Source organism: Pseudomaricurvus alkylphenolicus, assembly GCF_011683955.1.
Taxonomy (GTDB): Bacteria; Pseudomonadota; Gammaproteobacteria; order Pseudomonadales; family Cellvibrionaceae; genus Pseudomaricurvus; species Pseudomaricurvus alkylphenolicus.
In genome coordinates this window covers 150,359-165,256 of sequence record NZ_JAAQPI010000016.1, presented here as the reverse complement: position 1 = coordinate 165,256, position 14,898 = coordinate 150,359, and the positions used below count along the sequence as shown (strand labels likewise).

10 protein-coding genes are annotated in these 14,898 nt (G+C 53.5%); 6 read left to right on the top strand and 4 right to left on the bottom strand.

The annotated features are described in order from the left end of the window. Positions 1-47: 47 nt before the first annotated feature. Together gloB and HBA55_RS30005 are read left to right on the top strand one after the other, a co-directional pair. A complete protein-coding gene (gene gloB, locus HBA55_RS30010; RefSeq protein WP_206020033.1) occupies positions 48-824 on the top strand; it encodes a hydroxyacylglutathione hydrolase in 777 nt (258 codons plus the stop codon). A gap of 125 nt (positions 825-949) precedes the next feature. Beyond that, a complete protein-coding gene (locus HBA55_RS30005; protein ID WP_240946362.1) occupies positions 950-2,569 on the top strand; it encodes a lytic transglycosylase in 1,620 nt (539 codons plus the stop codon). Positions 2,570-2,577: 8 nt separating this feature from the next. Here the strand turns inward: HBA55_RS30005 and HBA55_RS30000 are convergent, their stop codons facing one another. Next, positions 2,578-4,029, bottom strand: coding sequence for an HDOD domain-containing protein (locus tag HBA55_RS30000; protein ID WP_166999110.1), 1,452 nt, complete (start codon positions 4,027-4,029; stop codon positions 2,578-2,580). 159 nt (positions 4,030-4,188) lie between these two features. Between HBA55_RS30000 and HBA55_RS29995 the strand changes: the two genes are divergently transcribed. Genes HBA55_RS29995 through HBA55_RS29980 form a run of 4 tightly spaced genes read left to right on the top strand, consistent with a single transcriptional unit; the run spans position 4,189 to position 9,790 of the window. After that, positions 4,189-6,021 (top strand): extracellular solute-binding protein, encoded by a 1,833-nt coding sequence (locus tag HBA55_RS29995; RefSeq protein ID WP_240946370.1) that lies wholly within the window; start codon positions 4,189-4,191, stop codon positions 6,019-6,021. A gap of 20 nt (positions 6,022-6,041) precedes the next feature. Continuing rightward, positions 6,042-7,133, top strand: a complete 1,092-nt coding sequence (locus HBA55_RS29990; RefSeq protein WP_166999108.1) for a microcin C ABC transporter permease YejB — start codon at positions 6,042-6,044, stop codon at positions 7,131-7,133. Continuing rightward, positions 7,134-8,177 carry a microcin C ABC transporter permease gene (locus HBA55_RS29985; protein ID WP_166999106.1) on the top strand — a complete coding sequence of 348 codons (1,044 nt, stop codon included), beginning with the start codon at positions 7,134-7,136 and terminating at the stop codon, positions 8,175-8,177. Beyond that, positions 8,177-9,790 carry an ABC transporter ATP-binding protein gene (locus HBA55_RS29980; protein ID WP_166999104.1) on the top strand — a complete coding sequence of 538 codons (1,614 nt, stop codon included), beginning with the start codon at positions 8,177-8,179 and terminating at the stop codon, positions 9,788-9,790. Before HBA55_RS29985 ends, HBA55_RS29980 begins: the two co-directional genes overlap by 1 nt. Positions 9,791-9,950: 160 nt before the next feature. Here HBA55_RS29980 and HBA55_RS29975 read toward each other — a convergent pair whose 3' ends face one another. The 3 genes from HBA55_RS29975 to lon all read right to left on the bottom strand — a co-directional run bounded on the left by HBA55_RS29975 (position 9,951) and on the right by lon (position 14,896). Beyond that, positions 9,951-11,822: a SurA N-terminal domain-containing protein gene (locus HBA55_RS29975; RefSeq protein ID WP_166999102.1), complete on the bottom strand. Its 1,872-nt coding sequence runs from the start codon at positions 11,820-11,822 to the stop codon at positions 9,951-9,953. A 131-nt stretch (positions 11,823-11,953) separates the two neighbouring features. Next, positions 11,954-12,226, bottom strand: a complete 273-nt coding sequence (locus tag HBA55_RS29970; protein WP_166999100.1) for an HU family DNA-binding protein — start codon at positions 12,224-12,226, stop codon at positions 11,954-11,956. 249 nt (positions 12,227-12,475) lie between these two features. Beyond that, the gene (lon, locus tag HBA55_RS29965) at positions 12,476-14,896 is read right to left on the bottom strand and encodes an endopeptidase La (RefSeq protein ID WP_166999098.1); all 2,421 of its coding nucleotides are present in this window, start codon (positions 14,894-14,896) and stop codon (positions 12,476-12,478) included. Positions 14,897-14,898 lie beyond the last annotated feature (2 nt).

Below are 14,898 nucleotides of genomic sequence, written 5' to 3'. Positions count from 1 at the left end.
GCCGCTTATGCTCACTGAGCACCATTCTTCAAGCTGTTGGACGTATTATGATCAATGTCATCCGTGTACCCGCTTTCAGTGACAACTATCTCTGGTTGTTTCACCACTCAGGCAGTAACCGGGCCTATGCGGTTGATCCCGGCGATGCCCAGCCCATTGAGAAGGCGTTACAGGAGCATGGTCTGACGCTGGCGGGAATTCTGGTCACTCACCATCACTGGGACCATACCGGTGGTGTAGATGATCTGCTCAAAAATCGCAATATTCCGGTCTACGGCCCCCATTCCAACAATATTGCCCAGATCACTCATCCTCTTAAGGATAATGAGTATCTGGATTTGGAGGACGGCGCCATGGGCTTTAAGGTTCTGGAGGTGCCGGGCCATACCCTCGATCATATTGCCTACTTCAGCGATGAGGCTCGGATTCTGTTCTCTGGAGATACTCTTTTTGCCGGTGGTTGTGGTCGCATGTTTGAGGGCCAACCGGCGCAGATGCAGGGGTCTCTAGCCCGCCTGGCGGTATTGCCGGAAGAGACCGCCGTCTATTGTGCCCACGAGTATACTGAATCCAATCTGGCCTTTGCCTTGGCTGTGGAACCGGAAAACAAAGATTTGGTTGCCAGGGTGGAATCCGTTAAACAGCAGCGTGCCAGGGGGGAGGCTACAGTGCCCTCCTCTATTGGAGTTGAGCTTAAAACCAACCCGTTCCTGCGGGTGGCAGAATCATCGGTGATTGCGGCGGCAGAACATCACACTGGTACGCGCCCATCCAACAATGCTGAATCCTTCGCGGCGGTGAGGGGCTGGAAGGATAATTTCTAGCGCATTTGCTGGCCTTTTGCCGCATTTCGGCGCTATTTTGCAACAAATTGACGCACTTGTTGCTCTTCCGTAAAATGCGCCCTTTCACCCATAATAATGCCTTAGTGCCACCCCAAAGGGTCAATATGCCTCGGATTCGCCTGATCCTGCCAGCGTTGTTCCTACTAACGCTCGCTGCCTGCAGTACACCTACGCTCCCACCGAAGGTCATCACCGCCACGCCTGAAAGGCCGCAATCGCCAGAGCGGGTTTACCCGGGGCTTGAACGCCTGGCCGAATGTGAGGTTTCCGGGGAGCAATTGTCGGCATTTCCCGAGCCTGAATTCGACGATCTGTGGAATCGGTTAAGGGCGGGTTATAGCCTGGGAGGAATTCAACACCCCCGAATTGACAAGCACCTGGATTGGTATCTGAAGCATCCTTCCTACATGGCCCGGGTCAGTGAGCGCGGCAGTCGCTATCTTTTCTACATTCTGGAACAGATCGAGGCACGTGGCATGCCCATGGAACTGGCCCTGCTGCCGATCGTTGAGAGTGCGTTCGACCCTTTCGCCTACTCTCATGGCCGGGCTTCCGGTATGTGGCAGTTTATCCCGGGCACAGGTCGCCAATATGGTCTTAAGCAGAATTGGTGGTATGACGGGCGCCGGGATGTGGTGGCGTCTACCAATGCGGCCCTGGATTACCTTTCGGACCTGCATCGACGTATGGGCGGCGATTGGTTATTGGCGCTGGCCTCTTATAACACCGGTGAGGGCAATGTCCGCAAAGCCATTCGCAAGAACAAGCGTCAAGGCTTGCCCACCGATTTTTGGTCTTTGCGCTTACCTCGTGAAACCCGTGCCTACGTTCCGCAGCTCCTGGCCTTGAGTCGCCTTGTGATGTACCCGGAGAGCTATCAAGTGCAATTATCCGAGGTCCCCAATAAACCTTACTTCGATGTCGTGGACACCGGCGGACAGATTGATCTGGCTCAGGCGGCGGATCTGGCCGAAATGGACATCAATGATCTCTACAAGCTCAATCCGGGGTTCAATCGCTGGGCAACCGATCCCAAGGGGCCTCATCGGTTGCTGGTACCGGTTGCCAAGGCTGAGGGCTTTCGCCGCAATCTGCAGCAGTTGCCGCTGTCAGCAAGGGTCAGTTGGGAGCGTTACAAAATCAAGTCCGGTGACTCCCTGATCGCCATCGCCAAGCGTTTCGATACCACACCGGCGGTGCTGCGCGAACACAACAACATTCGCGGCAACAATATTCGTGCAGGCAAGATGATGTTGATTCCAAAGGCCAGTGCTTCGGCCAAGCACTATGCCTATAGCGAGGACGAGCGTCTGAAGCGGACCCAGTCGAAGCGCCGCGGCGGCGAGAGCGCCCGCAAGATTCAGTATACGGTTAAATCCGGTGATTCACTGTGGACGATTGCCAGAGCCCATGGTGTCAATGTCAGTCAGCTGGCCAAGTGGAATGGCATGGCACCCAAGGATACGCTGCGGGTAAAACAGAAGTTGGTTATCTGGAAAGCATCCGCCCCATTGACGCAGGCAAAGATGCCGAGGAATACAACCAAGCCAGTGGTTCGCAAGCTCGCTTACAAAGTGCGCAAAGGTGATTCACTGGCAAGAATCGCCGGTAAGTTCAACTTGAGCGTGAATGAAATCCTGGCCTGGAACCCGATCAAAAAGAATGGCTATATCCACCCGGGTCAGTCTCTTACCCTGTTTGTGGACGTCACCCGCACAAATTGAATAATTCTCTATGGTCTTGGTGTTGGTCGTTTTTCGGCCAGCATCTTCAGGCTCATCTCAGTCTGCACCATAAAGTGGCGAAAGCTCTGGAACTGATCTTCACGCAGCGTGCCCCCCAGTTTCCAGCGGTCGCAGTAAAAGATGGCAATGCACCGGGGACCCAGAAAAATGCCAGAAACAAATGCGGGGTGTTCTCCCAGGAGCTTTTTTACATCCGGGTCATAAAAGCGACTGCGTTGCCCCATGTCTTCCTGGCTTACCCATACAGGCTCACCCTGTTTGATAGCGTGGGAAAATAGATTGTTCGCTCCGCGCTCAACCGGGAAGTCGAACTTTTCACGCCAACCGTCAGTGCCCTCTCCCAGTACAAACTTGGCAGTTACCTGATCCTTTTGTACAAAGGCCAGTACCACGCGCTCCAGACCAATACCCCGATGCAGACCTTCCAGTACCATCTGAAAAATTGCATTCACGTCCAGCTTCTCCATCAGTGCATTGGAGAGGTCCCGCAGGACGCTGAGCTGCAGTTCCGGATCTGCCTGCAGGGGTTCCGGCAGTGCAGGCTCCAGTACCACCGGCTTCTCTTTCTCCTCCCGCTGGCGATTGGGAATAAGCGGACACACTTGCGGTGCTCCATAGGTCAGGGCCACACTGGCAGCTTCCTCTGCGGCTTCCTCCACTGCCCGTCTTGCGTCAACATAGCTCAATCCGGTGAAACGGGTGACTTTGTAGATGGCGTCTTCCATTTCCGCGGATTCCCAGCCCAATTTTGCAGCGCGGCTGAGTTCTTCGCCGAGACAGACCGCCTGAACCTTTGAGGACGGTTGCGCGGAGGGTTTGAGAGATTGTTGCAGGGTTTCCCCAAGGTTCCAGTTTCCCGCCAGGGAATGGGTAATGGAGGCAAAATCACACCCCAGCACTTTGCCCGCGACTTCCTCCAGATTCAGTCCATTGTCATCCAGCAGAGCGTCTACCTGCTCCACCGCTTCTCCTCCAGTGGACCAAAAGGCCATTTCGCCGAGATGGTACAGTAAGCCGGCGATAAACACCTCCTCCTGTACATCCGCATCCGTGCGTTTCACCAGCAGTCTTGACTGGGTTGCGGAGTGGAATGCCTGGGCCATCTGCTGCAGCAAACGCTCTTTAGGCTGCTTGCCCAGCAGGGAATCGATGACCATGACGCTGATGCAGATGGCGCGTACACCGGTAAAACCGATAAGAACAATGGCCCGACTGACGGTGTTGATGGGGTAACTGGAGGGGTTGTACTGAACACTATTGGCTATTTTAAGGACCTGGGAGGTGAGGTTGGGGTCCTTGAGGATGACATCCGCCAATTGATTGATTTCGGTGTCGTCATCACCGGTGAGATTATTGAGCTCGGTAATCACGTTGGCCAACACCGGCATTTCCCGCTGGCCCAGTCGCTCCACCCACTTATCCAATCCTTTTATCGCCATATCGCTGATAGTCTTCCCGTGTTCGCTTGCATCTAAGTGTAATCTATTTCTACGCGGGTTAAACCCGCTTCAAACACGCTTTCACTGGAAATAAGGAGAAAAATCCGTAACCTACGGTCATAATTAAGATGCGATAACCCAAAAGGACACACCACTGTGATGCTGTTTCTTCGCTCTTTCCGCCTGGCTTGTCTGGGCTCTTTGTTGTTGGCTGGATTGTGGACGGTGACCAGTCAGCTTGCACTTGCTGAGTCAACAATCATCAAGACCCACGCCATTGCCATGCATGGCGACCCAAAGTACGGGTCAGATTTTAAGCACTTTGAGTACGTTGAGCCCAGTGCGCCTAAAGGAGGCACTCTGCGGCTGCATAGTATTGGTACCTACGACAGCCTTAATCCCTACATTGCCAAGGGGACGCCGGCCACAGGGCTTGGGTTAATCTACGACACTCTGATGACCAGCTCAGCGGATGAGCCCTTTACGGAATACGGCTTGCTGGCGACCAAGGTGGAATACCCCGAGGATCGATCCTGGGTGATTTTCCATCTCAACCCTGAGGCACGCTTTCATGACGGGATGCCGGTTACAGCAGAGGATGCCGCGTTTACATTCGATCTACTGATCAAAGAAGGCAGACCGCTTTACGCTTTCTATTACGCCGACATTACTTCGGCGGAAGCTCTGGACAAACACCGGGTGAAATTCAACTTCAAGAGCAATGCCAGTCGTGAAACTTTGCTGATCACGGGCCAGTTACCCGTTTTACCAAAGCACTACTGGAAAGACCGCAAGTTTTCGGAATCCAGTCTTGAAATTCCGGTCGGAAGCGGCCCCTACAAAATTGCCCGCATTGATGCCGGTCGTTCCATTGTGTATGAACGGGTTAAGGACTATTGGGGAGGAGATCACCCGGTTCAGAAGGGGCATTACAATTTTGACAAAATGGTCTACGACTATTATCGCGATGATGTTGTGGCTTTAGAGGCGTTCAAGGCAGACGAATACGACTTCCGTCGAGAACGGATTTCGAAATTATGGGCATCGGCGTATGATGGCGATGCACTGCAATCGGGGCGGATACAAAAGGAACAAATACCCCACCAGAATCCTACAGGCATGCAGTGTTACCTGTTTAATCTTCGCAAACCCATTTTTCAGGATGAAACGCTTCGCAGAGCCATCGTTCTGGCATTTGACTTTGAATGGGCCAACAAGAACCTGTTCCATAACGCCTATACCCGCACCGAGAGCTATTTCTCCAATTCCGAGCTGGCTTCTAGCGGCCTGCCCTCTGCTGCTGAATTGAAGTTACTTGAGCCCCATCGGGACAAGCTGCCCCCGGAATTGTTTACAAAGGCGTTCAAGGCTCCACGAAGCACCGGAGATGATCGCAATCGCAAAAATCTCAGAGCTGCCAAGAAACTGCTGGAGCAGGCGGGCTACAAGCTCGGCGGTGGGCAACTCAAGTCTCCTCAGGGACAAGACATCAAGTTTGACATATTAATGACTGACGCAAGCTCGGAACGTATTCTTAATCCGTTTATCCAGAGTCTGAAAAAGCTTGGAATCATGGTCAAGCTGCGCAGGGTTGATCCCTCTCAGTTTATTGAGCGACGACGCAATTTTGATTACGACATGATTTCCCACGTGTACTCGCAATCACTAAGCCCAGGTAATGAACAGCGGGATTTTTGGCACTCCGCTTCAGTGGATTCAATCGGTAGTCGCAATCTGGTCGGTATTTCTGATCCGGTCGTTGACGACCTGGTAGCCAAGGTCATTGAAGCGCACAGCCGCGAGGAGCTGGTTGTGGCCACCCGAGCCCTCGACCGTGTCTTGTTGAATCGCCATTTTGTGATTCCGGCCTGGCATATCAGCAGCCATCGCATCGCCTATTGGAATCGATATGAGCGCCCCGCTATCAGCCCAATCTATGATCTTGTCTACCAGACCGGGTTAATGACCTGGTGGGCCAAAGACGCACAGTGATGGTGGTGTAAGCTTTCCCCATGGGTATCTATATACTGCGTCGATTGTTGCTAATGATTCCGACCCTGCTCGGGATCATGGTGGTGAACTTTGTCATCATCCAGGCAGCACCCGGCGGTCCGGTTGAGCAGATGATCTTCCAGTTGGAGGGCCATGACACAGGTGGCGGTACACTTGGAGGCATTGGCAGTTCCTCCAGCGATGCCACTACGGCCATTGGTGGTCAGAGTCAGTATCGGGGCTCGCAAGGCTTGCCAACAGAAGTCATTGAGAAAATTCATGCTCTTTACGGCTTTGATAAACCCGCACATGAACGCTTTTTCGACATGTTGGGCGGTTACCTGGTATTTGATTTCGGTGAGAGCTTCTTTCGCAACCATACGGTTATCGATCTTATCAAAGACAAAATGCCCGTCTCTATTTCCCTGGGTCTGTGGAGTACTTTATTTGTCTATTTGATATCCATCCCTCTCGGGATACAAAAGGCGGTCAGACACGGAACCGCCTTTGATGTATGGAGCAGCGCCGCGATCATCATAGGCTATGCCATTCCCGGGTTTCTTTTTGCCATCATACTGATTGTGTTGTTTGCCGGTGGTAGTTTTCTGGACTGGTTTCCTTTGCGAGGACTGACCTCACCGGGATTTGAAGAGTTTAGTACTGTCCAGAAGATCGGGGATTATTTCTGGCACCTTTTCCTGCCCCTCCTGGCTTATACCATCGGCAACTTCGCAACATTGACCATGCTGACCAAAAACTCCTTCCTCGACGAAATTAACCGGCAGTACGTACAGACCGCGAGAGCCAAAGGATTGAGTGAAAGTCGCGTGCTCTATGGACACGTTTTTCGCAACGCCATGCTGATTATTATTGCCGGTTTTCCGGCAGCGTTTATCAGTATCTTCTTTACCGGATCGCTGCTGATTGAGGTGATCTTCTCACTCGATGGCATTGGTCTGTTGGGTTTTGAAGCCGTTAAGACACGTGATTACCCGGTGATCTTCGGTACACTTTACATCTTTACCCTGGTAGGCCTGGTGGTGAAGCTGATCTCGGATCTGGTGTACGTGATGGTGGACCCCCGCATTCATTTTGATACCCAGGGGAAGTGAGTGACCAGACGTCTGTTTGAAAAACTCAGCCCGTTGAACCAGCGCCGCTATCAGGCGTTTTTCCGCAATCGACGGGCCAGCTGCAGTCTTTGGATTTTCCTGCTGTTGTTTTTTATGTCGCTGTTCGCAGAAATGATTGCCAACGATAAGCCGGTGATGATCGTTCACCAGCAACAGCTGTTCTTTCCCATTTTCAAAACCTATCCGGAGACGGCTTTTGGGGGAGACTTTGATACGGAGGCGGATTACACCGACCCCTACGTTCTTGAACTGATTGAACCTGATGGCTGGATCATGTGGCCACCCATACCTTACAGCTACGACACCCACATCTCCGATCTGGAGCATCCAGCCCCTTCACCACCCACGGCTCGCAATTGGCTCGGCACTGATGATCAGGCCCGGGACGTCACTGCCCGAGTAATATACGGTTTTCGTGTCTCGATTCTATTTGCACTGGTTCTGACCCTGGGCAGCTGCATTATTGGCGTGACGGTTGGCGCGTTGCAAGGGTACTTTGGCGGCAAAGTGGACTTGCTGGGGCAGCGGTTTCTGGAAATCTGGGGCGGTCTGCCAGTTCTGTTTCTGTTAATCATTATGTCGGCCTTTGTAACGCCGAGTTTCTGGTGGTTGTTGGGTATCATGCTGTTGTTCAGCTGGACGGCTCTGGTGGATGTGGTGAGGGCTGAATTTCTGCGCGGGCGTAATCTGGACTATGTAAGGGCTGCTCGTGCCCTGGGTGTGCCTCATCGATCCATAATGAGACGGCACATTCTTCCAAACGCGGTAGTGGCAACGGTGACATTGGTGCCCTTTCTGTTGTCGGGTTCGGTGACCACGCTCACCTCACTGGATTTTCTGGGATTTGGCATGCCGCCGGGCTCCCCGTCACTGGGTGAACTGGTTGCGCAAGGCAAAGCCAACCTGCACGCTCCCTGGCTGGCGCTGACGGCATTTGGTGTATTGGCGGGTATGCTAACCCTGTTGGTATTTATTGGCGAAGGTGTCCGAGATGCCTTTGACCCCAGATTGGTAACCCGTTGATGAACCGCAAGGACAATACAACGCCGCTTTTGTGTGTCGACAACCTGTCGGTGGCTTTTCACCAGGGCGCCGAGGATGTAACCGTCGTGGACGGTGTCAGTTTTGAAATCGATGTGGGTGAAACACTGGCACTGGTGGGCGAATCCGGCTCCGGCAAATCCATTACGGCTCAGACCATCATGGGGTTGTTACCCTACCCTATGGCTTTTCATCCCGGCGGAGAAATCTGGTTTAAGGGAGAAAACCTGCTCAGCCTGAAGAAGAAACAGTGGCAGTCCGTTAGGGGCAATCGCATCGGTATGATCTTCCAGGAGCCAATGACGGCGTTGAACCCACTGCACACCGTTGAAAAACAGATTGGTGAAGTCATCTGTCAGCATCGGGGGATTAAATCAAAACAGGCACGTGCTGTGGTCATTGAGTTGCTGGAACAGGTTCAGATACCGGACCCGGAAAGACGCCTGACTGCCTATCCCCATGAACTCTCTGGCGGTCAACGTCAACGCGTCATGATCGCTATGGCACTCGCCAATGAACCTGAATTGCTATTGGCCGATGAACCGACAACGGCACTTGACGTGACCGTTCAGAGGGAGATACTCGAGCTTCTGAAAGAGCTTCAACGCAAACGCAGCCTGGCCATGTTACTGATCACCCACGACCTGGGGGTGGTGCGCTATATGGCTGACAGAGTTGCGGTGATGCGTGAAGGGCAGCTGTTGGAGCAACAACCTACCCAGGCGCTGTTTGATCGACCTCAACATCCCTACACGCGAGAAATGATCGATAGCGAACCTTCCGGTCAACCGGCGGCGACCCCTGAGCACAGCGGAGAGGTTCTGCTGGATCTGAATCAGGTTAAAGTGTCCTTCCCAACCCGTAAAAACCTGTGGGGCACACCGGTGGAATTCTTTCATGCCGTGAAGGAGGCCACTCTTACCCTGCCCAAGGCCAAGACACTGGGTATCGTTGGCGAAAGCGGATCGGGCAAATCGACCTTGGCAATGGCCATTTTGCGATTGCTGGAAAGCGAGGGTGAGATTCGGTTTCAACAACAGCGTCTGGATGGATTAAAGGAAAAGCAGCTACGACCTCTACGGCAGCACCTGCAAATCGTCTTTCAGGATCCATTCGCCAGTCTCAGTCCACGCATGACGATCGCACAAATTATCAGTGAAGGTCTGGAGATTCACCATCAATTAGCCGGCGAAGAGCGGGAGCAAAAGGTTATCGGTGCCATGCAGGAGGTGGGGCTGGACCCCGACATGCGTCATCGCTATCCCCACGAGTTCTCAGGTGGTCAGCGTCAGCGTATCGCCATCGCCCGGGCAATGATTCTTAATCCGCGCCTGGTGATTCTGGACGAACCCACGTCGGCTCTGGATAAGGCGGTGCAGGCACAGGTCGTAGACCTGCTCCGCAAACTACAGGAAAGTCGTGGACTCAGCTATATCTTTATCAGTCACGACCTTAAAGTGGTGAAAGCACTGAGCCACGACATTATCGTGATGAAGGAGGGGTCGATTGTGGAGTACGGACGGACGTCGTCGGTGTTATCTTCACCACGGGAGCAATACACCCGCGATTTGATGGAAGCCAGCTTTGGTGTTTAGCCGGTATCCAGTCGCTCAGGGCAACCAAAAACCGGCTGCCCTCAGCGCACTGCCAGATCGCTTTCCCTACCCGTAGCAGTGGGCTCCGACCGCGACAACGTCTGCACGATGCCGCTAAAAATCAGTCGCCCTCAGAGCGGGCTGCTACAGAGAATAGCGCTTAATAAACCTCTACCTGTGCAGCTTGCTTAAGCGCCGCCTGGTACACTCCCAGTTCACCGCTGCCCAGTTCCTGGGCCAGGCGCTGACGAATGGAGCGTTTCTGTTCTGGTGTCATCTCGGGCAGCTCACCGGCCGCAACAACAGTCAACTGCGCCACGACATAGTCCCCACTGTCCAGTTGCAGGGTGGTGATCAGAGGTTTATCCGCAGGTTTGGGTTGTGCAAAAATATGCTCCAGCAATGCGCGATCGACAGTCAGGTCACTGCGCTTGGCACCCGCCTTAACCTGCCACTCAACACCGGCCTCTGCGGCAACGGTTTCAACATCGGTGCCGGATTTCACCTTCTCCGCCAGTTGCTCAGCCTGCTGCCTTAATATCTCAGCGGCTTTATTGCGGGTCAGCGCTTCGCGAATTTCAGTTTCGACCTCTGCAAAAGGTTTAACCGCCGATGGTTTGTGTTCCCGAAGTTTGATCACGATCACGTGGTTGTCGGTCAGCTCGATGACATCACTCGCCAGCCCCTGGTTCAGAACATCGTCGCCAAAAGCGGCCGCCAAAACCTGGTTGTTATTGGTAATGCCGGTGCCACCATCGCGACTGAACAACTCGGAAACCACGGCATTCAGCCCGAGAGACTCGGCGGCATCTTCCAGACTGACCGCGTTATAGGTTGCGTCTGGGAGCTCCTCAAGCAGTTCCAGGTACCGGGACTCGGCAGTGGCCAGTGCCAGATTGGCTTCGATGTCTCCCTTGGCTTCCTCAAAACTTGGTGGCGCTACTTCTTCCACAGCGATCAGCTTGATAAAGTGAGTGCCGGCGTCGGTTGCGATCGGGCCGGACACTTGACCGACTTCCAGGGATGCCAGAGCCTGTTCAAACGCTTCCGGAAAAGTGGAACCATCGGTCATACCCAGGTCACCGCCAAATTCGCTGGAACCCAGATCTTCGGAATAGGTTTTTGCCAGCTCGGTGAAATCTTCACCGGCATTCAGTTTCTGCTGTACTTCGTCGATTTTGGTTTCAGCGTTGTCACCATCTTCGATCAAAATATGAGCCGCCTGGCGCTGGATGCCCGCTTCAAAGCTCTCCACTTCCTGCTGGTACTGTTCACGCACTTCCGCTGGATCGACATCGGTAATATCGGCCAAATCGTCAAGGTTGAGTTCGATGTACTCGATCGACACCTGCTCCGGCGACATATACTGGGCAGAGTTATTGTCGTAGTGGGTATTCAACTCTTCGCCGCTAACCTCGATTCCCTCTGCGACTTTTTCATAGGGAAGTGTCAGGTAGTAGAAACTGCGGCTTTGTTGCGTCAGTGCGGTCAGGGTTTCCATGTCGCCGGGCGTCACGAAGGCGCTGGCGTTTAGCGCGCTGGCGTGCTGGTTGACCAGCAGATCTTCTACCAACTGGCTTTTGTAACTGGCAGGTGTGTAACCCATCGTGCGAAGCAGTTGGGTATAGAGCTGAGCGCTGAAGCGACCGTCCTGCTGGAATTGCGGTGTGGCTACAATCATTTGATCCAGAGCGGCATCACTGACAGCCATGCCGCCCTCCTCCGCTTTTTGCTTCAGCAATTGCCGCTGCAACAAGCGCTCTAAAACCGGTGTGCGGAGGACTTCATCGCTGATCATATCGGCGGGGATCTGCTCACCAAAACGGCTCAGGAGCTGCTGCTTTTGCATCTGCAGGGCTCGGGTCAAGTCCATTTCTGTGATGGGTTCGCCGTTAACTTCGGCGGCTTTGCCTTGGGTAGTGTCCTGAAGAAAGAGAGAATCGACACCAAACAGGGCAAAAGGAATAATCATCAGGCCAACAATAATAATGGCCATGGTTCCTTTAAGGTTGTCGCGAAAAGCCTGCAACATGGGGACCTCGGGAGATCAGACTGTCTAAAAAATATACAAATACAAAAAAGGCGCATCCTGGATGCGCCTTTCAAATTCTCTACAAGCGCAGAGGCTTAAAGCTCTCGCTTGTGCGCCAGCGTGCTAACGACTTAGTTAACGGCGTCTTTCAGAGCCTTACCGGCTTTGAAGCTGGGGATCTTGGCAGCGGCGATTTCGATGGGCTCGCCAGTCTGCGGATTACGACCAGTGCGCGCAGCACGGTCTTTGACAGAGAAAGTACCAAAACCGACCAGTACAACTTGATCATCGGCCTTTAACGCTCCTGTAATGGCCTCAACCATAGCGTCAACGGCACGACCGGCTGCAGCTTTTGGAATATCAGCAGACGCGGCTACCGCTTCAATCAGTTCAGATTTATTCACACTAAACCCCTTGTTATAAATTGCTTAAATATCAAAAAATACGGGAAAGAAGGTAGGAAGGATGCAATCCCCTTTGCTCGCCCCCAAGCCTGCTAAATGCAAGGAAGGAGGATTTATACCAACTGCCATCAGGCGGGTCAAGGCGATATTGGGAGAAAAAACCGCCTTTGCGTACAAGTGCTCAGATTGCGTCCAATACGCTCGATTTCCGCGCCAGCCGTGGCTTGGCGCGGGGTCGAGATTGTTCCTTCAGTGGGTGCTGATGCGAGCCTTTGACGGCTTGTCATCCTGTGCAGCGGCTTCCAATGCCTCATATTCTTCATCGGTAAATGGCTTTGGCATGTGCTGTAAAGCTACCTCCAATACCTGGTCGATCCATTTAACCGGAATGATGGTCAGGTCGGCTTTGATATTATCGGGTATTTCCTTCAGATCGCGCTCGTTATCAATCGGAATCAAAACGGTCTTGATGCCACCGCGATGCGCCGCCAACAGTTTTTCTTTGAGCCCGCCGATCTTGAGTACTTCGCCCCGCAGGGTAATCTCACCGGTCATGGCCACATCGGCCTTGACAGGGATGTCCGTAAGAACTGATACCAGTGCGGTACACATGGCGATACCGGCACTGGGTCCATCTTTGGGTGTGGCGCCTTCCGGAACGTGAATATGCAGATCGTTCTTGTCGGTAAAGTCGGGGGCGACACCGAGCACCTGCGCACGCGAGCGCACCACCGTCATAGCGGCCTGGATGGACTCCTGCATCACGTCGCCGAGAGAACCTGTCTTGACCACCCTGCCCTTGCCTTTAACGGCTGAGGATTCGATGGTGAGCAATTCGCCGCCGACCTGTGTCCAGGCCAGACCGGTAACCTGGCCAACCTGGTTTTCTTCTTCTGCCACACCGTAGTCAAACTTCCTGACACCGAGGAAGTCCTCCAGCATTTCGGCGCCAACCACGTCCTCTTGCACAGACTTGTCTTTTACGTGGCGGGTAACCACCTTGCGACAAAGCTTGGCCACTTCTCGGTCGAGGCCTCGAACGCCGGCTTCACGGGTGTAGTAACGGATCACGTCGCGAATGGCTTGTTCGTCGACACTCAGCTCGCCACTTTTCAGCCCGTTGTTTTTCATTTGCTTGGGAATCAGGTAGCGCTGTGCAATGTTGACCTTTTCATCCTCGGTATACCCGGGAATACGGATAACTTCCATACGATCCAACAGGGGACCGGGGATGTTCATGGAATTGGATGTGCAAATAAACATCACATCAGACAGATCGTAATCAACTTCCAGGTAGTGATCGTTGAACGTATTGTTTTGCTCCGGATCCAAAACCTCCAGCAGCGCTGAGGCGGGATCACCGCGGTTATCCATACCCATCTTGTCGATTTCGTCGAGCAGGAACAGTGGATTCTTAACGCCGGCCTTGGCCATTTTCTGGATCAGTTTGCCGGGCAGAGAACCGATGTAGGTACGGCGGTGGCCGCGAATTTCAGCTTCATCCCGAACGCCACCCAAGGCCATACGGATAAATTTGCGATTGGTGGCACGGGCAATCGATTCGCCCAGCGAGGTCTTACCTACACCGGGTGGTCCTACCAGGCAGAGCACAGGGCCTTTGATTTTCTTGACACGTTTCTGCACGGCCAGGTATTCGAGAATACGTTCCTTAACTTCCTCAAGGCCATAGTGATCGGCTTCCAGGACTTTTTCGGCACGTTTCAGATCATGTCGGACTTTGCTGCGTTTGGACCAGGGAACGTTCACCATCCAGTCGATATAAGCGCGTACCACCGAGGCTTCGGCGGACATGGGCGACATCATCTTCAACTTACCCAGCTCGGCACGGGTCTTCTTCTCGGCTTCTTCCGGCATCTTGGCATCGGCAATTTTCTTTTCCAGCTCTTCCATCTCGCTGGGTTCATCGCCGATTTCGCCGAGTTCTTTCTGGATGGCCTTCATTTGCTCATTCAGATAATACTCGCGCTGGCTTTTTTCCATCTGCTTCTTAACGCGGCCGCGGATGCGTTTTTCCACCTGGAACAGGTCAATTTCGGCTTCCATCAAACCAAGCAGGTGTTCGAGGCGTTCTCGGATATCGAACATTTCCAGGATTTCCTGCTTCTGCTCGAGATCCAGGCTCATGTGAGCGGCCACGGTGTCGGCCAGTCGCCCGGGTTCGTCAATGCCGGATAGCGAGGTCATGACCTCGGCCGGGACTTTCTTGCTCAGGTTGACGTACTGTTCGAATTGGCCCATTGCCGAGCGCAGCAGTGCCTCGGATTCGTTGGCAGGAATCTCCTGACTTTCCAGAACGTCGATTTCGGCACGGAAATAGCTCTCTTCGTCAACGATGTTATTGACGCGGGCGCGCTCTCCACCTTCCACCAGAACTTTAACCGTACCGTCCGGCAGTTTCAGAAGCTGCAGGACACTGGCAACCGTCCCAATCTCGTAGAGATCTTCGGCGCCGGGATCGTCGTCGGATGCGTTGCGTTGGGCCAGCAGCAGAACCTGCTTGTCTGCTGCCATGGCCTGCTCCAGAGCCTCTATGGACTTCTGCCTGCCGACGAACAGGGGAATGACCATGTGGGGGTACACCACTACATCTCGCAGTGGCAGCAGGGGTAAATCGGTGCTGTTCATATCAGCCAAGTCGCTCTGTTCCATGG